Source organism: Paraoerskovia sediminicola, assembly GCF_030296575.1.
Lineage (GTDB): Bacteria > Actinomycetota > Actinomycetes > Actinomycetales > Cellulomonadaceae > Paraoerskovia > Paraoerskovia sediminicola.
The window spans coordinates 1,618,989-1,645,141 of the sequence record NZ_AP027729.1 but is presented as its reverse complement, the minus strand read 5'-3'; the positions used below and the strand labels follow the sequence as shown (position 1 = coordinate 1,645,141).

General features: G+C 70.8%; 27 protein-coding genes and 1 pseudogene. 13 read left to right on the top strand and 15 right to left on the bottom strand.

The annotated features are described in order from the left end of the window. Positions 1–3: 3 nt before the first annotated feature. From QUE47_RS07670 to QUE47_RS07655, 4 genes are all read right to left on the bottom strand, one after another. The gene (locus tag QUE47_RS07670) at positions 4–879 is read right to left on the bottom strand and encodes a carbohydrate ABC transporter permease (protein ID WP_286219266.1); all 876 of its coding nucleotides are present in this window, start codon (positions 877–879) and stop codon (positions 4–6) included. Next, positions 879–1,784, bottom strand: a complete 906-nt coding sequence (locus QUE47_RS07665) for a carbohydrate ABC transporter permease (protein ID WP_286219265.1) — start codon at positions 1,782–1,784, stop codon at positions 879–881. The genes QUE47_RS07670 and QUE47_RS07665 overlap by 1 nt, the downstream gene beginning before the upstream one ends. Positions 1,785–1,914: 130 nt before the next feature. Continuing rightward, on the bottom strand, positions 1,915–3,243 hold the full coding sequence (locus QUE47_RS07660) for an ABC transporter substrate-binding protein (protein ID WP_286219264.1): 1,329 nt from the start codon (positions 3,241–3,243) through the stop codon (positions 1,915–1,917). Between the two features lie 27 nt (positions 3,244–3,270). Then, entirely contained in the window at positions 3,271–4,155 is an 885-nt protein-coding gene (locus QUE47_RS07655) for an SIS domain-containing protein (protein WP_286219263.1), read from the bottom strand. 160 nt (positions 4,156–4,315) lie between these two features. Between QUE47_RS07655 and QUE47_RS07650 the strand changes: the two genes are divergently transcribed. Then, on the top strand, positions 4,316–5,380 hold the full coding sequence (locus QUE47_RS07650; RefSeq protein WP_286219262.1) for an amidohydrolase family protein: 1,065 nt from the start codon (positions 4,316–4,318) through the stop codon (positions 5,378–5,380). Positions 5,381–5,505: 125 nt separating this feature from the next. On the opposite strand, the gene QUE47_RS16740 is transcribed toward QUE47_RS07650, so the two are convergent. The 3 genes from QUE47_RS16740 to QUE47_RS07640 all read right to left on the bottom strand — a co-directional run bounded on the left by QUE47_RS16740 (position 5,506) and on the right by QUE47_RS07640 (position 7,665). Next, a complete protein-coding gene (locus QUE47_RS16740; RefSeq protein WP_350227704.1) occupies positions 5,506–5,844 on the bottom strand; it encodes a class II fructose-bisphosphate aldolase in 339 nt (112 codons plus the stop codon). Next, on the bottom strand, positions 5,802–6,173 hold the full coding sequence (locus QUE47_RS16735; protein WP_350227703.1) for a class II fructose-bisphosphate aldolase: 372 nt from the start codon (positions 6,171–6,173) through the stop codon (positions 5,802–5,804). The genes QUE47_RS16740 and QUE47_RS16735 overlap by 43 nt, the downstream gene beginning before the upstream one ends. Before the next feature lie 175 nt (positions 6,174–6,348). Beyond that, a complete protein-coding gene (locus QUE47_RS07640; protein ID WP_286219261.1) occupies positions 6,349–7,665 on the bottom strand; it encodes an alpha-glucosidase/alpha-galactosidase in 1,317 nt (438 codons plus the stop codon). Positions 7,666–7,772: 107 nt separating this feature from the next. Between QUE47_RS07640 and QUE47_RS07635 the strand changes: the two genes are divergently transcribed. The 6 genes from QUE47_RS07635 to QUE47_RS07610 all read left to right on the top strand — a co-directional run bounded on the left by QUE47_RS07635 (position 7,773) and on the right by QUE47_RS07610 (position 13,270). Then, positions 7,773–8,582 carry a DeoR/GlpR family DNA-binding transcription regulator gene (locus QUE47_RS07635; RefSeq protein ID WP_286219260.1) on the top strand — a complete coding sequence of 270 codons (810 nt, stop codon included), beginning with the start codon at positions 7,773–7,775 and terminating at the stop codon, positions 8,580–8,582. A gap of 46 nt (positions 8,583–8,628) precedes the next feature. Then, complete coding sequence (locus QUE47_RS07630; protein ID WP_286219259.1) at positions 8,629–9,549, top strand: hypothetical protein; 921 nt, start codon at positions 8,629–8,631, stop codon at positions 9,547–9,549. A 14-nt stretch (positions 9,550–9,563) separates the two neighbouring features. Further along, positions 9,564–10,124: an NUDIX hydrolase gene (locus tag QUE47_RS07625; protein ID WP_286219258.1), complete on the top strand. Its 561-nt coding sequence runs from the start codon at positions 9,564–9,566 to the stop codon at positions 10,122–10,124. A gap of 194 nt (positions 10,125–10,318) precedes the next feature. Further along, positions 10,319–10,909 (top strand): hypothetical protein, encoded by a 591-nt coding sequence (locus tag QUE47_RS07620; RefSeq protein ID WP_286219257.1) that lies wholly within the window; start codon positions 10,319–10,321, stop codon positions 10,907–10,909. Next, entirely contained in the window at positions 10,906–12,843 is a 1,938-nt protein-coding gene (locus QUE47_RS07615; RefSeq protein ID WP_286219256.1) for a hypothetical protein, read from the top strand. The genes QUE47_RS07620 and QUE47_RS07615 overlap by 4 nt, the downstream gene beginning before the upstream one ends. A gap of 28 nt (positions 12,844–12,871) precedes the next feature. Then, positions 12,872–13,270 carry a YchJ family protein gene (locus tag QUE47_RS07610; protein WP_286219255.1) on the top strand — a complete coding sequence of 133 codons (399 nt, stop codon included), beginning with the start codon at positions 12,872–12,874 and terminating at the stop codon, positions 13,268–13,270. On the opposite strand, the gene QUE47_RS07605 is transcribed toward QUE47_RS07610, so the two are convergent. Together QUE47_RS07605 and QUE47_RS07600 are read right to left on the bottom strand one after the other, a co-directional pair. Then, positions 13,243–14,691 carry a DUF2254 domain-containing protein gene (locus QUE47_RS07605; protein ID WP_286219254.1) on the bottom strand — a complete coding sequence of 483 codons (1,449 nt, stop codon included), beginning with the start codon at positions 14,689–14,691 and terminating at the stop codon, positions 13,243–13,245. The genes QUE47_RS07610 and QUE47_RS07605 overlap by 28 nt on opposite strands. Before the next feature lie 52 nt (positions 14,692–14,743). After that, entirely contained in the window at positions 14,744–15,220 is a 477-nt protein-coding gene (locus tag QUE47_RS07600) for a VanZ family protein (protein ID WP_286219253.1), read from the bottom strand. Positions 15,221–15,259: 39 nt separating this feature from the next. Between QUE47_RS07600 and QUE47_RS07595 the strand changes: the two genes are divergently transcribed. Then, the gene (locus tag QUE47_RS07595) at positions 15,260–16,339 is read left to right on the top strand and encodes a threonine aldolase family protein (RefSeq protein ID WP_286219252.1); all 1,080 of its coding nucleotides are present in this window, start codon (positions 15,260–15,262) and stop codon (positions 16,337–16,339) included. Between the two features lie 10 nt (positions 16,340–16,349). On the opposite strand, the gene QUE47_RS07590 is transcribed toward QUE47_RS07595, so the two are convergent. The 6 genes and pseudogenes from QUE47_RS07590 to QUE47_RS07565 all read right to left on the bottom strand — a co-directional run bounded on the left by QUE47_RS07590 (position 16,350) and on the right by QUE47_RS07565 (position 21,081). After that, the gene (locus QUE47_RS07590) at positions 16,350–16,625 is read right to left on the bottom strand and encodes a hypothetical protein (protein ID WP_286219251.1); all 276 of its coding nucleotides are present in this window, start codon (positions 16,623–16,625) and stop codon (positions 16,350–16,352) included. Next, the gene (locus QUE47_RS07585; RefSeq protein ID WP_286219250.1) at positions 16,510–17,886 is read right to left on the bottom strand and encodes an inorganic phosphate transporter; all 1,377 of its coding nucleotides are present in this window, start codon (positions 17,884–17,886) and stop codon (positions 16,510–16,512) included. The genes QUE47_RS07590 and QUE47_RS07585 overlap by 116 nt, the downstream gene beginning before the upstream one ends. A 147-nt stretch (positions 17,887–18,033) precedes the next feature. After that, positions 18,034–20,213 (bottom strand): annotated as a pseudogene (locus QUE47_RS07580) (S9 family peptidase). A gap of 43 nt (positions 20,214–20,256) precedes the next feature. Continuing rightward, the gene (locus QUE47_RS07575) at positions 20,257–20,613 is read right to left on the bottom strand and encodes a DUF4440 domain-containing protein (RefSeq protein WP_286219249.1); all 357 of its coding nucleotides are present in this window, start codon (positions 20,611–20,613) and stop codon (positions 20,257–20,259) included. Between the two features lie 7 nt (positions 20,614–20,620). Next, positions 20,621–20,920, bottom strand: coding sequence for a PNPOx family protein (locus tag QUE47_RS07570; protein ID WP_286219248.1), 300 nt, complete (start codon positions 20,918–20,920; stop codon positions 20,621–20,623). Further along, the gene (locus QUE47_RS07565) at positions 20,911–21,081 is read right to left on the bottom strand and encodes a PNPOx family protein (protein WP_286219247.1); all 171 of its coding nucleotides are present in this window, start codon (positions 21,079–21,081) and stop codon (positions 20,911–20,913) included. The genes QUE47_RS07570 and QUE47_RS07565 overlap by 10 nt, the downstream gene beginning before the upstream one ends. A gap of 488 nt (positions 21,082–21,569) precedes the next feature. Between QUE47_RS07565 and QUE47_RS07560 the strand changes: the two genes are divergently transcribed. The 5 genes from QUE47_RS07560 to QUE47_RS07540 are packed head-to-tail and all read left to right on the top strand — an operon-like array spanning position 21,570 to position 25,703. Then, positions 21,570–22,154 carry a hypothetical protein gene (locus QUE47_RS07560; protein ID WP_286219246.1) on the top strand — a complete coding sequence of 195 codons (585 nt, stop codon included), beginning with the start codon at positions 21,570–21,572 and terminating at the stop codon, positions 22,152–22,154. Then, the gene (locus tag QUE47_RS07555; RefSeq protein ID WP_286219434.1) at positions 22,079–22,876 is read left to right on the top strand and encodes a branched-chain amino acid ABC transporter permease; all 798 of its coding nucleotides are present in this window, start codon (positions 22,079–22,081) and stop codon (positions 22,874–22,876) included. The genes QUE47_RS07560 and QUE47_RS07555 overlap by 76 nt, the downstream gene beginning before the upstream one ends. A 10-nt stretch (positions 22,877–22,886) precedes the next feature. Continuing rightward, positions 22,887–23,870, top strand: a complete 984-nt coding sequence (locus tag QUE47_RS07550; RefSeq protein WP_286219245.1) for a branched-chain amino acid ABC transporter permease — start codon at positions 22,887–22,889, stop codon at positions 23,868–23,870. Further along, entirely contained in the window at positions 23,860–24,837 is a 978-nt protein-coding gene (locus tag QUE47_RS07545; protein WP_434019741.1) for an ABC transporter ATP-binding protein, read from the top strand. The genes QUE47_RS07550 and QUE47_RS07545 overlap by 11 nt, the downstream gene beginning before the upstream one ends. Next, complete coding sequence (locus QUE47_RS07540) at positions 24,834–25,703, top strand: ABC transporter ATP-binding protein (RefSeq protein ID WP_286219244.1); 870 nt, start codon at positions 24,834–24,836, stop codon at positions 25,701–25,703. The genes QUE47_RS07545 and QUE47_RS07540 overlap by 4 nt, the downstream gene beginning before the upstream one ends. Positions 25,704–26,153: the final 450 nt, after the last annotated feature.

Here is a 26,153-nt window from a genome sequence, read left to right as displayed (position 1 = left end):
CGGTCAGCCCTTCAGTCCGGAGAAGGACATCGTCGCAATGAACTGCTTCTGCGCGAAGAGGAAGAACACGATCAACGGCAGGGTGGAGACCACGTTTGCTGCCATGAGCAGCGACCAATCCGTACGTCGTGCTCCCGCAAAGTTGGTGATGCCCAGCTGCAGTGTGAATGCCGAGGTGTCGTTGATCGCGATGAGCGGCCAGACGAGGTCGTTCCACGAGGACAGGAGCGTGAAGATCGCGAGGGTCGCCAGCGCAGGTTTGGCCAGCGGCAGGATGATCTTGAAGAAGACTTGGAGGCGCGTACAGCCATCGATCAGCGCCGCCTCCTCGAGCTCGGAGGGCAGGCCGAGGAAGAACTGGCGCATGAGGAAGATTCCGAACGCCGACGCGAGCCACGGAACCATGGCGGCACCAAGGGTGTCGATCAGGCCGATCCTGGAGAAGAGGATGTAGGTCGGCACCATGAGGAGCTGGGTCGGGATCATGATCGTCGCGACGATCGCCAAGAAGCCGATGTTCTTGCCGGGGAACTTCAACCGGGCGAATCCGTAGCCGGCCAGCGAGCACAGTACGAGGTGACCAGCGACCGCCACGGCGGAGACCATGATCGTGTTGCCCAGCCAGTTCAGGATGTCGGACTCGGCGAAGAGCTTGGAGAAGCCCGAGAGCGTCAGAGTCTCCGGGAAGAACCGTGGTGGGAACTTGTTGATCTGCGACGCCGGGGTGAGCGCAGTGAGGAACATCTGCACGAACGGGATCGCGAAGAGCACCGCAACCGGAGCGAGCAGGAGGTGGATCCACCGTCCGGTCTTCTTCGTACGACGCGGATCGACGATGGAACCGGTCGTCGGCGCTTGGGTCTCGGTCAGCAACGCCATCAGAAAGCACTCACCTTAGATCGTCGGGAGTAGACCACGACACCGATCGTGATCAGCAGCGTGACGGCGAACAGCCCATAGGCGATCGCGGACGCATAGCCGAGTTCGAGTCCCTTGAACGCCGTCTTCCACAGGTAGTAGACGATCGTCTCGGTCGCGTTGAGCGGCCCACCGCGGGTCGTCGTGTAGACGAGGTCGAAGAGCTGGATCGCCTGGATCGTCTGCCAGATGGCGACGAACACCGTGACCGGGGCGAGCTGCGGGACCGTCACGTGCCAGAAGCTCTGCCACTTGCTGGCACCGTCGATTCGCGAGGCCTCCAGCAGCTCCGGCGGGACGTCCTGCAGCGCGGCGAGGTAGATCACGGTCGTGAAGGCGGCCTGCCCCCACAGCGACATGATCGTGATGACGACCATGGCCTGGTTCGGGTCCTCCAGCCAGCCCTGCTGCGGGAGGCCGAGAACGCGGAACACGTTGTTGACCATGCCGAACTGCGGGTTGAAGAGGTAGGTCGTCAAGATGCCGGTCGCAGCAGCCGAGGCGACGAACGGGAGGAAGATGGCCGTCCGGTAGACGCCTACGAGGACGATCTTCCGGTTCAGCAGCGTTGCCAGAAACATGCCGAGGAGCAGCGACGCCGGCACGAAGAGTGCCGTGTACACGATGGTGTGCGTGACCGCAGCGCCGAGGTCGGCGTCGGTGAGCATCTCCTTGTAGTTGTCGAGCCCGACGTTCACGGGATCGGAGAAACCGTTCCACTCCTGGAACGACAGCACGAGCGCCCAGATCGCCGGGAAGATCGACAGGCCGAGGACCAGGAGCATCGCCGGCGAGACGAAGGTCCAGCCCTCGACGGACTGACGCACGTTGCGTCTGCGTCTCGCCGGGGCGACCTGGGTCTTCATGGCGAAAGTCGTTGTCATCGCACTGCCCTTCGCGTGAGGTGAGCGGGTCGCGGACACAGGCGCCTCCGGCGAGGCCTCCGCCCCGCCGGGGCGGCCCCTCGGGTGGAGGGGGCCGTCCTGGTAGTCATTCTCAGTTGTCCGCGAGGTCTTCGTCGGCCTTGTCAGCGGCGTCGGTCAGCGCGGTCTGGGGGTCGCCCTGCCCCTGGAGGACTTCGGAGATCGCGCCACCGATGGCCTCGGAGAGGTTGACGTAGCCGGAGACGGTAGGACGGGCCTTCTTCGCGTTCTCACCGTTCGCGGCCATGATGTCGAGACCCGGGAGCGCCTCGACCTGCTCCTTGAACTCCGGGGTGTCGATCTCGCTGCTGCGGAGCGGCAGGTTGCCGTAGGCGACGTTCCACTTCAGGTCCTGCTCGGCCGCCGTCAGCCACTCGGCGAACTCGAACGCCCAGTAGGAACGGTTCGCGTCCTTGTGGTCGAACAGCGTCCAGATGTCCGGACCGGAGACCGTCTGGTGGTCGCCATCCGTACCGGGGAGCTGCACGACGCCGTAGTCGGTCCCGGCCACACCCAGGTCGTAGAGCTGCCACGGGCCGGACGTCATCATGCCGACACGGTCGCTCGCGAAGAGCTCGCCGAACTTGGTGTCGGTCTGGTCGAGGTAGACGCTCTTGTCGTCGACGGCCATCCCCTGGAGGAAGGTCAGCGCGTCGACGCCGGACTGCGAGTCGAAGGTCGCGGTCTTGCCGTCCTCGGAGAGGATCTCGCCACCGTTCTGCCACAGGTGCGGCCAGAACTGCCACGTCGTCTCCTCGGTGCCGGAGACCGAGTACGCGTAACCGTAGGTGTTGGTCGACGGGTCGGTGAGTTCCTTGGCCGCCTTCCGGAAGTCGTCCCAGGTCCAGTCGTTCGTCGGGTAGTCGACGCCCGCAGCGTCGAAGACCGTCTTGTTGTACATCAGCGCGAGGTTGTCGACGACGGCCGGGAACCCGATCGTCGCCTCACCGGTCGGTTGCGCGGTCTGGCGCGCCGCCTCGGAGAACTCGTCCCACTTCACGTCCGGCTCGGCGACCTGGTCGGTGATGTCCAGGGTGCGACCCGAGTCGGCGAGCTCGCTGGCCCACGACCCGTAGGCGTACGAGATATCGGGGTAGGTACCGCCAGCGAAGCTCGCGGACAACTTCTGGAGGAGGTCGTCCGTGGACGGCGCGCCGGACGAGATGTCGATGGTGACGTTCGGGTTCTCCGCCTCGAAGTCGGCGGCCAGGCCCTCCAGGATGGTCTGAGCCTCGTCGGCCTGCCCGGTCCAGAAGGTGATGGTGACGTCCTCGCTCTCGTCGAGAGTCGTGGCACCCTCCGAGCTCCCGCTCGAGCAGGCAGCAAGGCTGGCGGTAGCGGCAAGTGCAACGACGATCGCGCGGGCGTGGAGTTGGGTCTTCTTCGACGATCCGAATCGCATCGGAATTCTCCTTGATAGGTGGTGCGGTCAGCTGAGGACGACGGAGCGGGTGAGGTGGCGAGGCGAATCGGGGGTGAGACCTCGAGACTCCGCGAGCTCCACCGCGAGGCGCTGCGCCTGGGCGAGCTGGACGAGCGGGTCGAGTGCGTTGACCTGGACGGTCGCGCCGGTCTTCTCGATGTCGGCGACGAGCGAGGGGTCCACCGGACCGAAGACGGTCACCAGAGAGGTCGCACCGGCCACAGCGATCGGGCCGTGGCGGTAGTCGAGCAGCGGGTAGGACTCGGCCCAGGCCTGCGCGGCCTCGCGAACCTTGAGTGCCGCCTCCTGTGCGAGCCCGTGCGTCCATCCGGTGCCGAGGTACACGAAATGGTCGAAGTCCCCGACAGCGACGGGCAGGTCTACGTCGAGGACCGCAGCGGCCTCGGCGACCGCGGACTCGAGATTCTCGCCGAAGGCGGTACGCGCCATCGCGAGGACCGTCGTCGGGAAGCGGGTCTGGACGACGGAGGACTCGTCGGCGAAGTCGAGCACGAGCGTCTCGTCGACGAGCGCAGCGATCGGGGAGTCGTGGACGCCGACGATCGCGGCGGTCACGGGGCCTGGACCGACGAGCTCGAGAGCTGCGATGACCTCGGACGTGGTCCCCGACCGGCTGATGACGACGACACGGTCGTACTCCCGTCCGGGAAGCCATTCGGAGGCGTAGGCGGCATCGGTGAGGCCGAGGCCCGCGCGCTCGCGCAGGACAGCGAGCGACTCCGCGACGAACGCGCTCGTCCCGCAGCCCAGGACGAGCAGACGCTCTCCGTCGGTGCCGAGGAGGCGTCCGAGCTGGCCGGCGTCGGCGATGCCGCGACGCCAGACCTCGGGCTGGCTGCTGATCTCGCGTGCAGTGATGCTGGTGGTCACGGTGCACCCTTCGTTGTTGGCGCCCGACGTGGCATCGGGTGCGGCGTATGAGCAATACTGATCGCTAACTGCTTGCCAGTCACTTTTTTGAAGACTTCGCTCAGTTCTAGTGAGCGAAAACGTGTCCCTCGCCACACCTACAGCTCTGAGGAGCCCCAGAATGCAAAGTCCTGCCGACCTGCGCCTCGCCGACTGGCGCCCGAAGAGCACGCTCGTTCGGCACGAGACGCGGGTCACCCGAAGCCGCTTCCCGTCGGTCGACGTCCACAACCACCTGGGGCGTTGGCTCACGGACGGTGCGTGGGCTGCGCCCGACGTCGACGCGCTCCTGGCGATGATGGACGCGGCGAACGTCGCCACCGTCGTGAACCTGGACGGCATGTGGGGGGACGAGCTGGAGGCGAACCTCGATCGCTACGACCGCGCCCACCCAGACCGGTTCGTCACCTTCTGCCAGCTCGACTGGTCACTGCTCGCCACCCCGGACGGCGAAGCAGCCCTGCTGGCGTCGCTGGACAGGTCCGCGGCCACCGGCGCCCGCGGAGTGAAGGTCTGGAAGTCTCTCGGGCTCACGGTCCGCGACATCGACGGCACGCTGATCCGACCCGACGACGCGCGCGTGATCCGGATCCTTGCCCACGCCGGTGACCTGGGCCTGCGGGTACTGATCCACGTCGCCGACCCGATCGCGTTCTTCGAACCGCTGGGCCCGGAGAACGAACGCCTCGACGAGCTGGTGGACAACCCGGGCTGGTCGTTCGCCGACCGGACGCGGTACCCGAGCTTCGACGAGCTGCTGAAGGCCCTGGAGAACCTGGTCCTGGCAACACCTGGAACGAAGTACGTCGGGGCGCACGTCGGATGCGCCGCAGAGGATCTCGACCGCGTGGAGCGCCTGCTCGACGCTGCCCCGAACTACGTCGTGGACATCGCCGGTCGGCTCGCGGAGCTCGGCCGGCAACCACGCCGGACGGCGGCGCTTCTGGAGGCCCACCCCGACCGGGTGCTGTTCGGCACCGACGCCTACCCGCTGTCCGTCGAGCAGCTCGAGACCCACTTCCGCTTCCTCGAGACCGCGGACGAGGCGTTCGACTACGCCCCCGAGGACGAGATACCGCCTCAGGGCCGCTGGACGATCTCTGGCCTCGCCCTCCCGGACGAGCTCCTCGCCCGCCTCTACGCAGGCAACGCACGCCGGGTTCTCGGGCTCGACGCACAAGGCTAGCCGGCGCGACACGACGAGGCACTCGAGGGGGTCAGGTGTCCGACGGCAGCCGTTCAGTCGGCTGGTTGTGCGGCAGTGCCGTCGGCAGCTCAGTGGGCAGTTCAGTGGGCAGTTCAGTGGGCAGTTCAGTGGGCCAGGACGCTGCAGATGCTCGCAACCTCGTCCGCGATTCCGACGCGAGCTCCCACGAGGAACTTGCGTGGGTCGGTGACCCGTGCGTCGTCGGCGAGATGCTGTCGGATGACCCCCGTGTAGGCAACGTTGAGCGCTGTGCCGACGTTGACCTTACGGATCCCGGCCCGGATGGCGGCACCCAGAACCTCAGCCGGCACGCCCGACGAACCGTGCAGCACGAGCGGGACGTCGACCTGTGCGGCAATCCTCTCGACGAGGTCGATGTCGAGGGCGGCCTCGCGCGAGGTCATCGCGTGGCTGCTGCCGACGGCGACCGCCAGTGCGTCCACCCCGGTGCGTGCGACGAACTCACGAGCGTCGTCGGGGTCGGTCCGTACACCCGCGACGTGTGCACCGCCCTTGCCCCCACCTCGCCCAGCTCGGCCTCGACCCACAGCCCTGCGCCGTGCGCGACGTCCGTGAGAGCACGGGTCGTGGCGACGTTCTCCTCGTCGGCCAGGTGTGCGGCGTCGACCATCACCGAGCTGACCCCCAGGCCGGTCGAGCGCTCGATGCCCTCGCGGGTGAGGTCGAGGTCCTGGAAGTGGTCGAGATGCACGCTGACGGGCACGGCGGCGGCCGCCGCGATCTCACGGCACGCCGCGAGCACCGGCGCCATGGCACCACCGTGGAAGTGCACCGCGTTCTCGCTGATCTGGAGGATTCCCCGATCCCGGCAGACTCCAGTCCTGCCACGATCCCCTCGGCGTGCTCGAGGGTGATGACGTTGAACGCGAGCACCGCCGTCCGACCGCGGACCGCCTCGTCGACGAGGTCGCCGGTCTTCGCGAGCGTCACAGGGCGTCCGCCGGGACGAGCACGCGGAGAGCCTCGGGGAGCAGGTCCCCGTGTGCCTCGATCAGCGCGTTGCAGAGGTCCCAGATCTCGGCGGGCGTCAGGGTCGACGACGCGTTCGGGTCGGCCAGGACGGCCTGCCGGACCAGGAGCGGGTTGCCGGTGCGAGCCGCCTCGATGGTGAGCTCGGCGACCGACAGGTACGTCCGGTTCGGGGCGGCGCACTGCGTGGGCAGCGATCCCATCGGGACAGGGCGCAGGCCTTCGGCGTCCACTGTGCACGGCACCTCGACGCAGGCGCCCTGGGGCAGGTTGTCGATGAGCCCGTCGTTCACCACGTTGCCGTGGATCTCGCGGACGGTCCCCGTGAGGATCGAGTGGATCACCTGCGGGGCGTACTCAGCGGCGCCCTCCTCGAGGTCGAGGGCCTCACCGGCAGCGAGGCGCTTCTTGGCCTCCTCGAACTCGGCGACGTTGTCGTGGCTGATCCCGACGTACTCGAGCGGCTCCAGTCGATACTTCGCGATCTGGTCGTCGGACCGCAGGAACCACGCGAGGTACTCCGAGGAGTGCTCGGAGGTCTCGGTCGGGTAGTAGCCGAAGCGGCGGAACATCTCGACGCGCACGCGGCGCTCGAGCTCCGGGTCCGAGCGGATCTTGTCGCGGAGCACCGGGTAAAGGTCCTCGCCCTGGTGCGACCACTCGAGCATCCAGGCCTGGTGGTTGACCCCGGCGGCGCGGAACGTCGTCTCTTCCACCGGGACACCGACGAGCTCGGCCAGATCGTGCGCCGTCCAGTAGACGCTGTGGCACAGGCCCACCGTCTTGATCTTCGGCGCGACCACGGACATCCACCAGACGTTCATGGCCATCGGGTTGGTGTAGTTGAGGAACCAGGCGTCGGGGCAGACCTCCTGCATGTCACGCGCGATCGCCTCGAGGACCGGGAACGTCCGCAGCGCTCGGAACACGCCGCCGACGCCGGTCGTGTCACCGATGGTCTGGCGCAGCCCGTGCAGCTCCGCGATCTGCAGGTCCTTGAGGGTGCCGTCGATGCCACCGACCTGGATCATGTTGACGACGAAGTCGGCGCCGGCGAGGGCTTCACGCCGGTCGAGCGTCGAGGCGATGGTGGCATTCGTACCGAACGACGCGTTGAGCCACTCGGCCGTGCCGACAGCGACGTCGAGCCGCTCGGGGTCGACATCGTGGAGCACCAGCTCGATCTCGGAGAGCTCCGGGAACGACAGGAGGTCCGCGACGAGCTGACGAGTGAAGACAACGCTTCCTGCACCGATGAACGTGATTTTTGCCATGCACCCATCCTCCGGTTTACTGAGCGATACGCGCAAGAATTCTGCTAACTTTGCACTCAAACGCGCACTACTGCTGATCGATTGCCTCGCCGATCTCGGAGAACCACATGCCCCAGTCCCCGCAGGACCACATCCCCCGCGCCACCTCGCGCAAACGCACCGAACGACTGCTCGCGATACTCGAGCTGGTCACCGAGCGAGAGAGCGTCGCGCTCGGAGACCTCACACAGGAGCTGGGCGTCTCGGAGGCGACGGTCCGCCGCGACCTCATGGACATGGAGGACCAGGGGCTCCTCACCCGGACGCACGGCGGGGCGCGCTCCCACGAGTCCCGCGAGGAGGTTCCCGTACGCCTGCGCGACTCCCGCTTTCGTGAGGCCAAGCGCCTCATCGCCCGACGTGCCGTCGAACTCGTTCCCACCGGCCCGTACAGCGTCGCGATCAGCGGGGGCACGACCACTGCCGAGGTGACCCGACTGCTCGCCACCCGCGAGAACCTAGCGATCGTCACGAACTCGCTGACCACCGTGATGGAGATCGCCTCACGACCGAACCTCAAGGTGATGATGACGGGCGGCGTCGTCCGGTCGAGCTCGTTCGAGGCCGTCGGGATCCTCGCCGAGAACACCTTCAACGCGGTCAATGTGGGGACCGCGATCCTCGGCACCGACGGGATCAGCGCGCAGGGCGGCGTCACCACGCACGACGACACCGAGGCACGGACCAATCACGCCATGGTCACCAATGCCCAGACCGTCATGGTCGTGGCAGACGGGTCCAAGGTCGGCCGATTGACCCTCGCCAAGATGGCCGAGCTCTCCGAGGTCGACATGTTGATCACCGATTCCTCGGCCGACCCTGACGAGCTGGACCGGATCCGCGCCGCCGGCGTCGAGATCCATGTCGTGGGCGGCTGACCCACGCGCTTCGGCACAGCGGAGGCACGGCGGTTAAGGTCACCGGGTGCCCGCAGTCCCCGCAGCCGAGCCCTCGGGCTCGGCCGTACCCGTGCGCGCCCCGCTGCACCCTGACGCGATGGCGGTCGCCGCACCTCTCGGCCCCCGGGTCGTCCCGACCGTCGCGGGCTTCCCGGGCGCGGTCGTCGGCCTCCCCTCGGCCGGTCTCGTCCCACTCTGGCACGCCGACGGCTCGTACACGGTCCACACCTTCGCCTCGGACGACGGCCCCGAACTTCTCGGCGCAGCCCTCGGCCGTGGTCGGCTCCCCCGGGCGACGCTCCCCGACGGCGCGGTCCGCGAGATCGCAGGCGTCGCGCGGCCGCCCCACGACCGTCCGGCTCCTGCCGGCACGACCGTCGGCACTACTGCCGGCATCACAGCCGACCCTGCGGCCCGCGCTGCTGCCCCGGCCAGCAGCACAGCACCCGCTGCACCTGCCCCACCCGCCACGCCTTCTGCAGCGCACTGGCGACTCGTCCTCGACGAGTCCGGGGACGCCGTCGTCCACCTCGGTCCGCCGCTGACCGACCCGCCCACGGACGACGCGTGGGCACCCCTGGTGCCCTTCCTCACCGCGGTGCTGCGCGACCGGCTCGCGGACGGCGAGCGCGTGGTCCTCACCTACGGCGGCTGGGGCGCGGTCGACCCGCGCACCTACGTCGCGGCCGCGCGCGTGCTGTCGGACGGCGCCCCCACCCTGGCGGTCCAGGCCGTCCCCGCTCCCCCGATCAAGGATCCGACGTGGGCGCACCTGCGCACCCGGCGCCTGCGTCTCGGCGTGGCCGAGGCGCCCTGGGACGACGCTGCCCCGGAGGGCGCGGCGGCGCTCATGGTCGCGGCGATCTCGCAGTGGTCCGCGCCGTGGACGACGGCCCTGACGTTCCTGACGCCCCGCAGACCCGATCCCCGAGAGAACCACCGGTGACGAGAGATCTACCCGTGACGACCCGCGCCATCGCCCTCGCCCACGACCTGCGCGCGTGGCAGCCCGTCGACGTCGCGCAGCGCACCCTGCGTGACGAGTACATCGGCATGCTCGCCGCCCACCCGCTCGACGCGCTCGACCGCGACGGCGGTCCCGAGCACATCACGGGCAGCTGCTTCGTGCTGACGCCCGACCTCGCCCAGGTGCTGCTCTGCTATCACCGCAAGGGCCGGTTCTGGGTTCAGGTCGGCGGTCACGTCGAGGCGGACGACGCCTCGGTCGCCGACGGCGCGTTCCGCGAGGCCCACGAGGAGAGCGGCATCGGGTCGCTCACGCCGTGGTCGCGCACCCCCGTCGACGTCAACCGCCACAGCCTCGCGAGGGCGTTCGGCCGCTGCCGCGTCCACTGGGACGTCGGCTACGTCGTCACCGCGCCGGCCGGCGCGACACCGGTGACGAGCGACGAGAGCGAGGACGTCGCGTGGTTCCCGGTGGCCGCGCTGCCGGACGACGTCCCCGACGGTTTCGCGGAGCGGCTCGCCCTCGTGCTGGCGGAGGTCGCGCACCGGTCCTGAGGTGCACGTCCCGCCGCCGCTCCGGGCCTGCACGTGCGCGTGCCGCGCAGGGTGGCCTGACCCTCGGACGATCCCCTGTCAGGTGTCCGTCGTAATCAAATCGTGACATAGTTGTCCCTCCACGCAGGGCCTGGCACGAGACGACGACGACTCGGGAGCGACACGACTGTGAACACCGCGACGGCAGGGCACGGATGTCTGCGGCCACCGCGCTGACCAGCGAAGTCACCCGGATCACCACGCCCGCGCAGGCCACCGCGCTGGCGCACAGGATCCTGCTCCCGGACCGCCGCGAGCGCCCGACCGTCGTCGTGACGACCCCGTCCGGTCACGACGAGCCGTTTATCGACGCCACAGGACTCGCCCGCGAGCTGGGCGACCTCGCAGAGGTCGTCGTGGTGCCGTCGTCCGAGGCGTCCTGGGCGTTCTCCGCCGCGATGCCCGACGCCACCCAGGTGTACGGCGGCGCTGCCCGCGTCTACCCGCTGGATCACGCGTGGCTGCACGACCTCGACCGCTGCCGGGTGCGCCTCGCCTACCGCCCCGACACGGACGGCAAGGTCGCCGCGCTCGTGGTCCAGGACGCCCTCGCCGCGGCCGTCGACGCGGGCCTCATCGGTAGCGGGCCCGCGGTCGAATCGTTGCGGACCAGCGGGACGGTCCGCGGGGTCGTCGCCTCGCGCGCGATCGTCCGCCTCGACGACGGCGGCGTCGCGTCGATCTCCCCGAGCTCGCGGTCCCGGGCGTCCCCCTCGACCGCATCGTCCGCGAGGGGCAGCGGGTGAGCGGGATCCTCGACAGCACCTCGGCGCGGCTCGACATCCGGACGTCGGTCACCGCGGGCGACCACAGCAGGCACGGCGGGCAGAGCGGCCAGGACCGGCACGCCATGCCGAACGCGCAGCACCCGCTGCTGCGCGGGTACGACCACGGAAGCGTGATCCTCGTCGAGGTGACCGCGGTCGATCCCGACTCCGTCACCGTGCGACCGGTCCCGGGGGTCACGACCGTCGTCCCCCGTCACCTCGTCACCGGCAACCCGCACGACACGCTCGACCACCTGTTCACGGTCGGCGAGGTCGTCGTAGCCCGCGTCCAGGTCCACTACGGCAGCGAGCTGTCCCTGCGTCTCGACGACGTGGACGACGGCGAGCCCCACCTCCCCGCGCCGAGCCTGCTCCCCGGCGGGCCGCCGTGGCTCGAGCTCCCGCCCCTCGGCAGCGGCATCGCGTCGGCGGGCGCTGCGGCGACCACGCCGGCCGACCCGAGAGCCGGCGTACCCGCCGGCGGTCCGACCGGCACACCCGCCAGCGGGCCAGCCGGCACCGATGTCGCAGCGGTCGCCGAACGCGCCGCAACCGCAGCAATGGATGCCGCACACGCAGGCGCAGGGCCGCGCACGGCAGACGCGCAGAGCGACTCCGGCGCAACAAGCACCCCGCTCGCCACGGTGCTCCCGCTCTTCGGCCCGACGACCACGGCCACGCGACAGCCCGACGAGCCCAACCCGATGCCCCGCCCGACGCCCCGCATGCTCGACCCGCGTCGGCGCGCCCCCGCGGCCCCGCCCGCGAGCGCAGCCGGCGGACGTGCCGGGAGAGGCGCCGCCGAAGCAGCCGCCGCAGGGTCGGACACCGCAGCGGCAGCGGCCGCGGGGTCAGCTGCCGCAGGATCAGCAACCGCGGGACCAGCGACCACCGAGCAGGCGCCCCCGTGGTCAGCGCCGACCGCCGTGCCGAAGCCAGGCCCGTTCCGGCCACGCGTGCACGTGCAGCCGGCGCCTCCGATCCCCGCACGGCCACGCCCTGTCGCGCCGTCCCCCGCAGCACTCGCCCCACCGGCACCGGCCGCAGCAATACCGGTCCCAGCAATGCCGGGCCCCGCAGCGCCGACCCCGGCCGATGACCATGACACCACCGGCCTCGAGCATCCCGCGCCGACCGCACCCCCAGCACCCGGGCGGACCCGCACCGCCGCCCCGGCGGACCCCGCGGACCACCCGAAGCCCAGCAGCGCCGTCGCCACGTTGACCATGACGCTCGCGGCGGAGCGCGCCAAGACGGCCGAGCTCGCCCGGGAGCTCACGCGCCTGCGCCGCAGCGCCCGCGCGGACGCCGGCGAGATCGCGGGACTGCGCGCCGACGCCGCGGCCCTCCAGTCGGAGCTCGAGGCGCAGACGGCCCGCGCCCGCCATCTGCAGACCAAGTACCGCAAGGCCGACATCACACGGCAGAACCTCGAGAAGAAGCTCCACAAGAGCCGCACGGACGGCTCGGCGGACGCTCCGCCGTCCGACACCACGCGACCCCTGCCGCTCTTCACGGACCCGGACGAGCAGGTGCGGTACGACGTGCTGGTCACGTGGGCGCAGCGGGTCCCGGCGAGCGAGAAGTCCGCCCGCCCGCTCCCGGAGTACGTCGTCGGGCCGGAGTTCACAGCGAGCCTCGACGCGCTCGAGGGGATCAGCCGCGCGAAGGTCCTCGCGGTCGTCGTCGACGTCCTGACCGGGGACAAGGAGGTGCTCGCCCACCTGGACGCGCACCACCTGCGCTCGGGCGACGGCGCCGGGAGCCCTCTCGTGCAGCGGGCCGACGGCGCGCGGTGCTGGCGGGTCGCCCTGCAGCACAGCACCCCGCAGGCCCGCCGCCTGCACTACTGGCGCAAGGGCGACACCGTCGAGCTGTCGCGAGTCGTCCAGCACGACGACACTCGTCCCTGAGCGCCGCAGGGGCCCTAGGGTCGGACCCATGAACTCTGCCGACCGCTGCCCCTGCCTGAGCGGCGAGACCTACGGCGCCTGCTGCGGCCCGGTGCACGCCGGCGAACGCCGGGCTCCGACCGCCGAGGCGCTCATGCGCTCCCGGTACAGCGCGTTCGTCGTCGGCGGGCCGGACGGCGCGGCCCACCTCCTGCGGTCCTGGCACCCCGACACCCGTCCCCCGGAGATCGACCTGTCGGACGACGTCCGCTGGCGTCGCCTGGACGTCGTCGCCGCCGAGCGGGGCGGGCCGTTCGACGACGAGGGGTACGTCGAGTTCGTGGCGCACTACCGCGACGCCGAGGGCCGCGCGACGGTGCACGAGATCAGCCGCTTCGTCCGCGAGGCCGGCGAGTGGTTCTACGTGGACGGCGCGCCCGGGGCCTGATCGACGAGCGATGCCCGCACGGTGTCGAGTCGCCCACAGACGGCGTCGACGACGTCGGGCAGCGGCTGGCCCTCGCGCACCGCGTCGCAGAGCAGCCGCACCTGCTCGGCGATCGCCACCTGCACGGCGGGCCGGCCGGCAGCGTCGGCGAGCCGCTCGACGAGCCGCACGGTCGCGTCGAGCGCGACGGGAGCGTCCACGGCGTACGTGCGCATGGCGGCCAGGACGTCGGTCACCAGCTCCTCCGCCGTCGGCCAGTCGACGACGACGCGGGTGACGGCGTCCGCGTCCGCGCGGCCACGCGGGGCCGGCGCACGCCGGACGACCGGGACGAGGCCGGAGGAGAGCGCGTCGAGCGCGCTGACCGCCGTGTACGGGTCGTTGGTCCCGGGCGAGAGGGCGCGCACCGCCATCTCGGTGAGCTGCCGCACCGCGAAGGCCACGTCCTGGTACGGCGTGCGGGACGAGCCCAGGGAGATCGCGTCGCAGACACCGTCGACGAGGTCGTCGAGCTCGTCGAGATCCCAGTCGGTCGCCTCGCCGTGCCGGTCGCCGACCCGCGCGAGGACGGCGCCGGGGATCAGGTGCGTCCCTGGGGCGACGGTGAGCGCCACCGTGACGTCGTACTTCCGGCCGAGCCTCGCGAGCCCGTCGAGATCCAGGTACTGGACGTACCCGGCGGCGGTGGCACGGACCACCTGGGCGTCGGCGCGGACCACGGGGACCACGTCGCGGAGGCGATCGTCCTCGTCGCTGCCGTCCGGGACGTCGTCCGACCCCGCGCGTGATCCAGCGCGCGACCCAGCGCGCGACCCCGCGCGTGACCCAGCGCGCGACCCGGCGCCGGACGGCTGCTCCGGGTACACCTGGTCGACGACCGCGACGAGCTCGTCCCGGACCTTCTGCTGGAGCGTCGTGACCTGGACGGACTGTGCGATGTGGTGGATGAAGAAGACGAGCACCGCGACGTTCGCGACGGCGAGGATCACCGCGACGTTCACCGCGATCACGGGGACGAACGCGGAGCGCTCGTCCTCCTCCGAGCGCACCGCGCGCAGCACCACGAGCGCGTACAGGAACGTCGAGGTGAAGACGGCGAGGACCGCCTGGTTCGCGCGGTCCGCCATGAAGTTCCGGACGAGGCGCGGCCCGTAGGTCGACGACGTCGTCACCATCACCGAGATCGTGATCGAGAAGGACGTCGCGGCGACGGTGAGGATCGACCCGGCGATCGCCCCCAGGAGCGCGCGACCGCCCGAGGCGCTGATCGCGTCGAGGAAGCCGAGCCCGGCGGTGCTGCCGTCGGCGAGCCTCGCGTCGACCTCGACCAGCGCGAAGGCGAGTGCGATGGCGAGGACCCCGCAGACGGTCGGCAGGAACCAGAACGACTCGCGGGCCCGCGTGAACCAGGGAGTCGTCATGGGGTGACGGTACGGCCGACGCCGCGGTCGCGCACGGAGGCGGGATCGCCGGTCAGGTAGCGCGCCGGTCGCGGAGCACGAGGAGCACGACCGCGACGAGGGCACCGAGCAGAGCGCCCGCGGTGTTGAGGACGACGTCCTGCACGGTGGGCACGCGACCGGGGATCTGGGTCTGCGCGGTCTCGATCGCCGTCGAGAGCGCGGCCGCGACGACGACCACGAGGGCGACGACGCGAACGGGTCGCCCGTCCCGGACGAGCAGGACCCCGAGCACCCCGAACGGCACGAACATGACGACGTTCGACACGACCTCGAGGACGTCGTACGTGAGGGGGACGCCGACTCTCGCGGCGGCGTCGAGCACCGCGCGGGCCCAGCCGGGGGCCGGGGACTCCTGCGGTGTCGGCCAGAGGGTGACGACCAGCACCGCAGCCAGGTAGACGCCGGCCACCACCCGGAGGACCACCGGAGCCGCGCGGCGCCGGTCGGGCTCGCGCTCGGGAACCCGCGTGGCTCGCCCGGTCGTCACGCGCCCAGGCTAGCGGCGCGGCGGTCGTAGCCTGGGTCGGTGACCGCCTTCCGCAGCTTCGCCTCCGACAACCACGCCGGCGTCCACCCCGAGGTCCTGGCCGCCGTCGGCGCGGCCAACACCGACCACGCCGTCGCCTACGGCGAGGACCCGTGGACGGCGCGGCTCGACGACCTCGTGCGGGAGGAGCTCGGCGACCAGGCGGTCACGTACCCGGTGTTCAACGGGACCGGCGCGAACGTCGTCGGCCTGTCGGCGATGCTCCCCCGCTGGGGCGCGGTCGTCGCCGGTGAGGCGTCGCACGTGAACGCCGACGAGCAGGGCGCCCCCGAGCGCGTGGGCGGCATCAAGGTGATCCCCGTCCCGTCGGTGCTCGGCAAGATCGGTCCGGACGCGGTGCTCGCCAACGCCGGCGCGCTGGGCAACGTCCACCACGCGCAGCCGCTCGCGGTCCTCATCACCCAGTCCACGGAGCTCGGCACGCTGTACACGCCGGCGGAGATCCGGGCGGTCGCGGACGCCGCCCACGACCACGGGATGCGCTTGTTCCTCGACGGGGCCCGGCTCGCGAACGCCGCGGCGGCCCTCGACGTCCCGCTGCGTGCCCTCACGACGGACGTCGGCGTCGACGCCCTGTCGCTCGGCGGCACGAAGAACGGCGCGATGGCGGCCGAGGCCGTCGTGCTGCTGAACCCCGACGCCGCCGACGGCCTCGCCTACGTGCGCAAGGGCCAGATGCAGCTCGCGTCGAAGATGCGCTACGTGTCGGCGCAGCTCGTCGCACTGCTGGAGCGGCCGGGTGACGGCGGGCCGGCGCTGTGGCGGCGCAGCGCGCAGTACGCGAACGAGATGGCCGCCCGGCTCCGGTCCGCGCTGGACGACGACGTCGCGTCCGGGCGGGTGCGCGACCTCGCCTTCGTCGCCCCGACCGAGGTCAACGCCCTGTTCGTGGCGCTCCCGCGGGAGGCCGCCGACGAGATCCGCCGGTCGCACCCGTTCTACGACTTCGCGCCCGGACCGACACCCGAGACGGTGGTGTCCCGGTGGATGTGCGCGTGGGACACGACCTCGGACGACGTCGCCCGGCTCCTGGAGACGGTGCGGCGGGTCCTGGGCTGAGCCGGACGGGTCAGTGCCCGCCGGAGGCCAGGAACCAGATCCCGGCGCCGATCGCGGCGACGATCACGGCGAAGCAGAGGCCGGCGACGACGAGGCGCCACGCGGCGGGGCGCGCCGTACGGGTCGCGACCGAGTCCGTGGCGGCCGCCGCGCCGGTCGCGAGCGAACCGTCACGACCGACGAGGGTCCGGACCCCGAGGGCGAAAAGCGCCGGCAGGCCCGCGCCGACGAGGATCCCGGCGAGGACCACCTGGACCAGGGCGTCGAGCTCGATGTACTTGCTCATCGGGGGTCTCCTCGCTGCGTCCGGCCGTGCCCGCGCCCGCATCACCGGCGTCGCCGTCGCTGTCCGCCGCGCCGCCACCGACCGTGACGTGCGCCTCGGCGAGCACTCCGGGGTCGTGGACCGCGACGGCCTCGGCGACCTGGGTCGACGCGTCGTCCCAGTCGTCGTTGACGTTGCTGTGGTCGACGGGCTTGCGGCGCGAGACCTTCCAGATCGCGAAGGCCGTGACGAGGAGGATCCCGAAGACCGTGAAGGAGCCGGCGGCTCCGCCGATCGCCTGGTCGATCCAGAAGCAGCTGGCGCCGACGATCCCGGCGGCGGGGACCGTGATGATCCACGCCATGAACATGCGGCGGGCGACGCCCCAGCGGACCGTCGCGCCGGGCATCCCGACGCCGGAGCCGAGGATCGACCCGGTGGCGACGTGGGTGGTCGAGAGCGAGTAGCCGAAGTGGCTCGACAGCAGGATCACGGCGGCGGACGACGTCTCGGCCGCCATGCCCTGGCGGGAGTCGATCTCGACGAGACCCTTGCCCAGGGTGCGGATCACGCGCCACCCGCCGAGGTAGGTGCCGAGGCCCATCGCGACCGCACAGGAGACGACGACCCAGAACGGGACGCCCGACTCCTCGGGGACGGCGCCGCCGGCGATGAGCGCGAGCAGGATGATGCCCATCGACTTCTGCGCGTCGTTGGTGCCGTGCGCGAGCGAGACGAGCGACGCCGAGCCGATCTGGCCCCAGCGGAACAGTGTGTTGTTCGTCTTCTCGGGGATGTCCTTCGTCAGGCGCGCCACCATCCAGGTGCCGATGCCGCCGACCACGATCGCGAGCACCGGGGCGATCAGCGCGGGGAGCATGACCTTCGAGATCAGCCCGTCCCACAGGACGCCCTCCGTGCCCGCAGCAGCGAGGACCGCACCGACGATCCCGCCGATGAGCGCGTGGGACGAGCTCGACGGGATCCCGAACAGCCACGTGAGGAGGTTCCAGACGATGCCGCCGACGAGGCCGGCGAGGACGACCTCGAGCGTCACGAGTCCCGCGTCGACGATCCCCTTCGCGATGGTCGCGGCCACCGCGAGCGACAGGAACGCGCCGATGAGGTTGAGGGTCGCCGAGAGGAGCACGGCGGTCTTGGGCTTGAGGGCTCGTGTCGCGATGGATGTCGCCATCGCGTTGCCGGTGTCGTGGAAGCCGTTGGTGAAGTCGAAGCCCAGGGCTGTCACGACGACGACGACGAGCAGGATCGTCTCGGTCACATACTCAATGGTGAATGCCCCGGCCACCTGCTGGACACCGGATCGTCATGTCTCCCCGCACAGTTCACCGAGTGTTCATCTGACGTTCGAACGCCACGCGCGATCGAACGGCCGTCGGCACCCGCCGGGCACGCCCGTCGCAACCCGTCAGGCCTCGCGGACCCCGAGCACGTCGGCGATCCACGCGTCCTCGAACGCGATCTCCTCCCACCGCGCGTACCGGCCCGAGACCCCGCCGTGCCCTGCGCTCATCTCGGTCTTGAGGAGCACGGGCGCCCCGACCTCGCGCAGCCGCGCCACCCACTTCGCCGGCTCGACGTACAGGACCCGGGTGTCGTTGATGCTCGTGAGCGCCAGGATCCGGGGGTAGTCGACGTCCTCGCGCACGTTCTCGTACGGCGAGTAGTCCCGCATGTACCGGTAGACCTCGGGGTCGGCCAGCGGGTTGCCCCACTCGTCCCACTCGATCACCGTGAGCGGCAGGTCGGGGTCCAGGATCGACGTCAGCGGGTCGACGAACGGCACCTGGGCGACGACGCCCGCGAAGAGCTCGGGGGCGAGGTTCGCGACGGCGCCCATGAGCAGTCCGCCGGCCGAGCCGCCCTGGGCGACCAGGCGCTCCGGCGTCGTCCACCCTGCGCCGACGAGGTGCCGCGCGCACGCCACGAAGTCGGTGAACGTGTTCTTCTTCGCGAGCGTCTTGCCGTCCTCGTACCAGTGGCGGCCCATCTCGCCGCCGCCGCGCACGTGCGCGATCGCGAGGACCACCCCGCGGTCGAGGAGCGAGAGCCGCGGCACCGAGAACGCCGGGTCGATCGAGATCTCGTACGACCCGTACCCGTAGAGCAGCACCGGGACCGGGTCGGCCTGCATGCCCGAGGGGTCGAGCCCGACGGCGTCGCGCCGCCACACGAGCGAGATCGGCACCATCGTGCCGTCGTCGGCCTCGGCCCACTCCCGCTGCTGCACGTAGTCGGCGGGCTCGTAGCCACCGAGCACCGGCTGGCGCTTGCGCAGCGCGAGCGAGCGGGTCGCCACGTCGTAGTCGTAGACCGTGCCCGGCGTCACGAAGCTCGTGTACGAGAGCCGGACGTGGCCCTGCTCCCACTCCGGGTTCGCGGCCGGACCGACCGTGAACAGCGGCTCCTCGAAGGAGACCTCCTCGACGTCCCACCCGTCCGGGAGCGCGCTCGCGCCGCCGTCCGACACCGGGGACGCCGCGCCCAGCCGGACCACGCCCACCCGCTGGAGCCCCTCGCGCCGGTAGGAGAGGACGACGTGGCCGGCAAACGCGTCGACGCCCTCGAGGCGCGTGGCAGGGTCGTGCGGGACGACGACGCTCGCGTCCTCGGGGCGCAGCGGCGAGCCCGCGGCCTCCGGGACGGGCGCGACGACGAGCTCGAAGTTCTCGGCCTCGTGGTTGTGCAGGACCAGGAGCGCGTCCTCGCCGTCGACCACCGCGTGCTCGACGGTGTACTCGACGCCCTCGCGCCGGGGCCACACGACCCGGAACGCGCCGGTCGGGTCGTCCGCCTCGAGGAGCCACGACTCGCTCGTGATCTTGGAGCCGAGCTCGATCTGCAGGTAGCGCCGCGACCGCGAGAGGCCCACGCCCACCCAGTAGCGGTCGTCCGGCTCGTCGAGCACGGTCACGTCGTCCGCGGCGGGCGTGCCGACCTCGTGCCGCCAGATCTTGTCGGGGCGCCAGGACGCGTCGACCGTCGGGTAGAACACGAAGCGGCCGTCGGGGGCGAAGGTCGCTCCGGGCGCGGTGCCCTGCACCTCGTCCGGCAGGTCCTCACCCGTCACGAGGTCACGGACCCGCAGCAGGTAGCGCTCGTCCCCGGCCGTGTCGACCGCGTAGGCCAGGCGCGTGCCGTCGGCCGAGACGTCGAACGAGCCCAGGGAGAAGAAGTCGTGGCCCTCGGCCTCGACGTTCTCGTCGAGGAGCACCTGCTCCCCCGGCACCGGCTCGCCCGGGACGAGGACCGGGGGACGTCCGGCTCGTCGCCGAGCGGCGCCCGCGCGCGGATCGCGTACTGCTGACCCTCGACGGTGCGGGCGTAGTACCACCAGCCGCCGTCGCGCACGGGGACGGACAGGTCGGTCTCCTGGGTGCGCGCCTTGATCTCGTCGAAGATCCGGCTGCGCAGGCCCGCGAGGTGGGCCGTCTCCTGCTCGGTGAACGCGTTCTCCGCCTCGAGGTGCGCGACGACGTCGGGCGAGTCCTTCTCGCGCAGCCACTCGTAGTCGTCCGTGAAGTCGTGGCCGTGGTGCGAGCGTGGGGTCGGACGGCGGTCCGCGACCGGGGGTGTCAGGGCTGGCATCGGGCCAGCGTACGTGCGGTCACCGACCCTCCGGCGAACCGCGCTACCGCGGGGTCTGCTGGTGGACGGCGAGCCGCCACTCACCGTCCCTGCGCGCGTAGGTGCTGCTCACCGTGGCGCTGTACTCCTGGCCGGAGCGGGAGGCGACGACCCCGTACGCGACCACGGCGACGTCGTCCGCCAGCTCGACCTGCCGGACGTCCTGGAGGTCGAACGACTCCCAGGGCGCCCCGCCCATCGCGTCGATCGCGTCGTCGCGGTCGTCGATCACGAGGCCGCCGGGCAGGAGCATCAGGACCTCCGCGTCGAGGACGTCGGTGTAGAAGGTCGTCGCGGCGGCTGCGTCCGCGGCGAGGGCCTGCCAGCCCTGGCGCTCGAGGTCCTCCGGCTCGTCGGCCACGGCCGCCTCAGTCCTGTTCCTGCGCGGGAGCCGGCAACGCGTCCGGGACGAGCTCGAGGATCACACGCTCGCCCGTGTTGCGACGGAACGTGGCGAGCAGCCCGATCAAACGGAACTGCAGGCCGTACTTGGCCTTGAGACCAGCGAGCGCGCCCTTCTCCAGGGTCGGGTCGTCGACGACCCGAGCACGGCCCGCCACCGCGGGCCCGTGCACCGCGCCCTTCATGTCGCAGGCCTGGAGCCGCACGCGCGACCCGTTGCGGATCCGCTTCACCTTGCCCGAGTCGAGGTCGGTCGTCACGTACATGCGTCCGTCGTCGGCATTGAGCGACCCCAGCGGGCGCCCCTGTCCTGGGGGAGCGGCGCGACCCAGACCGGGGTCGTGACCGCGTCCCCGGACCGCTTGAAGGTGGTGAGCGCGACGTACTTCTCGTCGGCGAGCCTCACGGGGGACTTCTGGCGTGACATGGCCCCATCATGCCGCGACAGCGTCACGATCCGGCAACGGTTGAGGCCCTCAGGGGCCGGATGTCACGACCCTGACCCGGCCCACGTCAGCACGTGCTCGCGTATCCGCGCGACCCGGCCGCGCGGATACGCCCCTGACCAGGAGCGACGCGGCAATTCCGGTGCACGTGTACCAGTTGTAGGGCCGCCAGGTCCAGAGGTCGGACCCAAATGTGATGCGGGCTACACTTCCCGGCACACAAACCTGTAACACGACGCACACATGTCCCACCTACTGTCCCCATCACCACGAACACCTACGAACGCCGAGGCACACCCGCCTCGGAGCGTCGTCCGTGGCCACACCGGACCCCGACGGAGGACCCCGCCCGATGACAGCGGAAAGAGCCAGCACACCCACGCGGCTCCGACGACTGACAGCAGCGCTCGCCCTCGCGGCGAGCGCGACGCTTGTCGGAGCGCCCGCGGCGCTGGCAGCAGCCCCGAGCGTGCTACCCACCACAGCCGAGCAGAGCTGTACCGCCGACGGGGAGACCGCGTGCCTCGCGGTGCTCGTCCTCGACGGTGACAACAACCGGATCGGCGGTGCGGAGGCCGAGGTCACAGGACCGGAGAACTTCTCCGAGACCGTGACCTCGACCGAGGAGGGACTGCCGGCCGTGCCGACGTCCACCGTCGGCGAGTACACGGTCACCATCGACGAGTCGACGCTCCCGGACGACGCACAGCTCGGCGAGGGCGCCGCGACGGAGATCACCGTCATCGCGCAGCTCGGGTCGACCGCGCGTGCGGCGTTCCGGGTCGGCGTGGACGCCGCGCCGACCACGGACGCCACCGACTCGGCGACCGACTCGGGCGACGCGAGCACCGCGACCGACTCGGGCTCGTCGTCCCCGCCGAGATCGGCGGGATCAAGGTCAGCCAGATCTGGCAGCAGGTCGGCTCCGGGCTCCGGTTCGGGCTCCTCCTCGCCCTCGCCTCGGTCGGGCTCAGCCTCATCTACGGCACCACGCGGCTCTCGAGCTTCTCCCACGGTGAGCAGGTCACCCTCGGGGCGATGCTCGCGTTCGTGACGATGAACGTCATGGGCATGCCGATCTGGCTCGGCGCCATCGTCACCCTCGTCCTGTGCGGCCTCACCGGCTGGGCGCAGGACGCCGGGATCTGGCGGCCGTTGCGCAAACGCGGCACCCCCGTCGTCCAGCTGATGATCGTGACGATCGGGCTGTCGATCGCCCTCCAGTTCGGGATCCAGCTCGCCATCGGCGCAGGGACACAGCGGATCCTCGTCGACAACCCGAGCTCCTGGACGCTCGGGCCGGTCACCCTGACGGTCGGCTCCTGGATCTCGATGATCATCGCGATCGTGGTGCTCCTCGGCGTCGCGTGGTTCCTCACCCGGACGCGGATCGGCCAGGCCACCCGCGCGGTCTCGGACAACTCGGCCCTCGCCGCGGCGACCGGGATCGACCCCGACAAGATCATCCGCATCGTCTGGATCCTCGCGACCACCCTCGCCGGCCTCGGCGGCATGCTCCTCGGCATCGTCTTCGGGTCGTTCAACTGGATGATGGGCCTCCAGCTGCTGCTGCTCATGTTCGCGGCCGTCACCCTGGGCGGTCTCGGGACGGCGTTCGGCGCCCTCATCGGGTCGCTCGTCATCGGGATGGTCGTCGAGCTGTCCAACCTCGTCCTCCCGAGCGACCTGCGCTACGCGACCGCGCTCGTGATCCTCATCCTCGTCCTGCTCGTGAGGCCGCAAGGCATCCTCGGGCGACGCGAGCGGATCGGCTGAAGGGAACGTCATGGAACTGACACGAATCCTCACGCAGGTCCTCGGCGAGCTGATCGCTCCCACGACCGCCGCGTACGCCCTGGCCGCGATCGGCCTCAACCTGCACTTCGGTTACACCGGACTGCTCAACATGGGACAGGCCGGGTTCATGCTGCTCGGCGCCTACGGCTTCGCGATCGCCACGATCGCCGGTCTGCCCTTCTTCGTGGCGCTGCTCATCGCCATCGCGGCGGGCGCGCTGTTCGCCCTGATCCTCGGTGTCCCCACGCTGAAGCTGCGCGGTGACTACCTGGCGATCGTCACGATCTCCGCGGCCGAGATCATCCGCATGATCGGCCGCTCCACCGTGTTCAACGACTCCACGGGTGGCTCCTCCGGCCTGACCGGCAACTCGTTCAAGTACACGTTCATGGACCTGTCGTTCCTGCCCGACGGGTCGACGCAGTTCGGCCCCTGGGAGTACTCGAACAACGGGTCCAACTCGTGGTGGGTGCGACTCGTCGCCTGGTCGGTCGTGCTGCTCGCCGTCCTCCTGGTCTGGCTCATCACGCGCAGCCCGTGGGGCCGCGTCCTCAAGGGGATCCGCGAGGACGAGGACGCCGTCCGCGCCCTCGGCAAGAACGTCTACTCCTACAAGATGCAGGCGCTGATCCTCGGTGGTGTCGCCGGATCGGTCGCCGGTGTCCTGTTCGTCCTTCCACGAGCGGTCCAACCGGACTCCATGGGTCGCTCGATGACGTTCTTCATCTGGACGATCCTGCTGCTCGGAGGCGCCGCGACGATCTGGGGGCCCGTGGTCGGGTCGATGATCTTCTTCGGCGTGTACATGCTGCTGCGCGCCGGGATGCGCGTGGCGCTGCCCGACGCGATCTCGTCGGCACAGATCGAGCAGATCGGCGGCATGATCGTCGGCATCACGCTCATGTGCCTGGTGATCTTCCGCCCGCAAGGGATATTCGGCGACAAGAAGGAGCTGGCGTTCGATGGCCGATGACACCCAGCCCACGACGGACGGGGCGACCGTGACCCGACCGACCGACGCGTCCGCCCCGACCGGGACGCAGAACTCCACCACGGGGCCCGCGGGCCTCGTCGGCCTCGAGCCGACCCCCGGGGTCGCCAAGCCCGACTCGCTCATGGTGGTGGACGACGTCCTGCGCAAGTTCGGCGGTATGACCGCCGTGGACGTCAAGCACCTCGAGGTCCAGCGCGGCGCCATCACGGCGCTGATCGGGCCGAACGGTGCCGGCAAGACGACGTTCTTCAACCTGCTCACCGGGTTCGACGTCCCCGACAACGGCCACTGGAAGTTCGACGGGCAGCCGCTCGCCGGCAAGTCCGCGGCCCGGGTGGCCCGCACCGGAGCCGTCCGCACGTTCCAGCTCACAAAGGCGCTGTCGCGCCTGACCGTGCTCGACAACATGCGGCTCGCCGCCACGCAGCATCCCGGCGAGAACCTCTTCACCTCGCTGTTCCAGCCGCTGTGGAAGAAGCGTGAGGCCGAGGTCACCGAGAAGGCGCTCGAGATCCTCGGGCGCTTCAAGCTCGACACCAAGAAGGACGACTTCGCCGGCTCGCTCTCGGGCGGCCAGCGCAAGCTCCTCGAGATGGCGCGCGCGCTCATGACCGACCCCACGATGATCATGCTCGACGAGCCGATGGCCGGCGTGAACCCGGCGCTCGTGCAGTCGCTGCTGGGCCACGTCCAGGCGCTGCGCGACGAGGGCATGACCGTCCTGTTCGTCGAGCACGACATGCACGCCGTCCGGCACATCTCCGACTGGGTGGTCGTCATGGCCGAGGGTCGGATCGTCGCCGAGGGCCCGCCCGAGGGCGTCATGAAGGACCAGGCCGTCGTCGACGCCTACCTCGGCGCCCACCACGACACGGACCTGGGCGACGACGCGCTGCTCGACCCGGAGGTCCTGAAGCGGCTCGAGGCCGAGGAGGAGAAGCGATGAGCGACACGACCCCTGAGAAGACCGACGCCACCGCGGCCTCCCCGCTCGACCCGAACGCCGCAGCCGAGACCGGCTCCGTGGCAGGCGGGACGAGTGCCGTACGCGGCGAGACGCTGCTGCGGGCCAACAACCTCGTGGCCGGCTACCTGCCCGGCGTGAACATCCTCAACGACTGCTCGATCGAGGTCGGCAAGGGTGAGCTGATCGGCATCATCGGCCCCAACGGCGCCGGGAAGTCGACGCTCCTCAAGGCCCTCTTCGGGCAGGTCGAGATCCGCTCCGGGACCGTCGAGCTCGACGGCGAGGAGATCACGGGCATGAAGGCCAACAAGCTCGTGGGTCGCGGCGTCGGGTTCGTGCCGCAGTCCAACAACGTGTTCCCCTCGCTCACCATCGAGGAGAACATGAAGATGGGCGTCTACCTGAAGCCGAAGATCTTCGCCGACCGGTTCGCGTTCATCGCCGACCTCTTCCCCGCCCTCGGGGAGCGTCGCAACCAGCGCGCCGGATCGCTCTCCGGTGGTGAGCGGCAGATGGTCGCGATGGCACGGGCCCTGATGATGAACCCGTCGGTGCTGCTCCTCGACGAGCCGTCCGCAGGCCTGTCGCCCGTGCGCCAGGACGAGACCTTCCTGCGCACCCGCATGATCAACAAGGCCGGCGTCTCGGTCGTCATGGTCGAGCAGAACGCCCGCCGCTGCCTGCAGATCTGCGACCGCGGCTACGTGCTCGACCAGGGCACCGACGCGCACACCGGCACGGGGCGCGAGCTCCAGGCCGACCCGAAGGTCATCTCCCTCTATCTCGGCACGCTCGCCGAGGACGTCGAGGAGAACGCCGCCGAGGCCGACGCCACGGCCGGCTGAGACCCGCCTGCCGGGGTGAGAGCCCCGCCGGAGTGAGGGATTCCGGCCGGCGACAGGGCGCATGAACAGGAGGAGGCCTCCGGGGTGATGACCCCGGAGGCCTCCTCCTCTGCTGCCCGGGCAGTGCCGCGCGAGGGCGGACGCTTGACCCGGCCGCCTGTCCGGCTGTGCCGCCTGCCCAGGCCGCGCCGCCTGAACCCGTCCGCCCTTCTTGGACGACATCCCCGAGCGTGTAGTCCGCGGGGTCGCACCGCGCGCGGGAGCCGGCGAACGACACGCTCGCGGGGTCGCACCACGCGCGGGAGCCAGCGAACGACACGCTCACGGGGCCGGACGACGCGCGGGAGCCCGCAAACGACACGCTCGCCGGGTACCGCCCCTGCCCCTGCCCGCACAGCAGAGGGGCCCCGCACCGTCGCCGGTGCGGGGCCCCTCCGTGAGTCCGTCCGA

Bases quoted from the DNA above. Each gene is read 5' to 3' on its own strand.
- QUE47_RS07620 (WP_286219257.1), top strand. From the start codon at position 10,319: ATGTCTGCGGCCACCGCGCTGACCAGCGAAGTCACCCGGATCACCACG.
- QUE47_RS07635 (WP_286219260.1), top strand. From the start codon at position 7,773: ATGCCCCAGTCCCCGCAGGACCACATCCCCCGCGCCACCTCGCGCAAA.
- QUE47_RS07590 (WP_286219251.1), bottom strand. From the start codon at position 16,625: ATGAGCAAGTACATCGAGCTCGACGCCCTGGTCCAGGTGGTCCTCGCC.
- QUE47_RS07640 (WP_286219261.1), bottom strand. From the start codon at position 7,665: ATGGCAAAAATCACGTTCATCGGTGCAGGAAGCGTTGTCTTCACTCGT.
- QUE47_RS07545 (WP_434019741.1), top strand. From the start codon at position 23,860: ATGGCCGATGACACCCAGCCCACGACGGACGGGGCGACCGTGACCCGA.
- QUE47_RS07565 (WP_286219247.1), bottom strand. From the start codon at position 21,081: ATGTCACGCCAGAAGTCCCCCGTGAGGCTCGCCGACGAGAAGTACGTC.
- QUE47_RS07665 (WP_286219265.1), bottom strand. From the start codon at position 1,784: ATGAAGACCCAGGTCGCCCCGGCGAGACGCAGACGCAACGTGCGTCAG.
- QUE47_RS07605 (WP_286219254.1), bottom strand. From the start codon at position 14,691: ATGACGACTCCCTGGTTCACGCGGGCCCGCGAGTCGTTCTGGTTCCTG.
- QUE47_RS07670 (WP_286219266.1), bottom strand. From the start codon at position 879: ATGGCGTTGCTGACCGAGACCCAAGCGCCGACGACCGGTTCCATCGTC.
- QUE47_RS07570 (WP_286219248.1), bottom strand. From the start codon at position 20,920: ATGTACGTGACGACCGACCTCGACTCGGGCAAGGTGAAGCGGATCCGC.
- QUE47_RS07540 (WP_286219244.1), top strand. From the start codon at position 24,834: ATGAGCGACACGACCCCTGAGAAGACCGACGCCACCGCGGCCTCCCCG.
- QUE47_RS16735 (WP_350227703.1), bottom strand. From the start codon at position 6,173: ATGGCGCCGGTGCTCGCGGCGTGCCGTGAGATCGCGGCGGCCGCCGCC.
- QUE47_RS07650 (WP_286219262.1), top strand. From the start codon at position 4,316: ATGCAAAGTCCTGCCGACCTGCGCCTCGCCGACTGGCGCCCGAAGAGC.
- QUE47_RS07610 (WP_286219255.1), top strand. From the start codon at position 12,872: ATGAACTCTGCCGACCGCTGCCCCTGCCTGAGCGGCGAGACCTACGGC.
- QUE47_RS07550 (WP_286219245.1), top strand. From the start codon at position 22,887: ATGGAACTGACACGAATCCTCACGCAGGTCCTCGGCGAGCTGATCGCT.
- QUE47_RS07660 (WP_286219264.1), bottom strand. From the start codon at position 3,243: ATGCGATTCGGATCGTCGAAGAAGACCCAACTCCACGCCCGCGCGATC.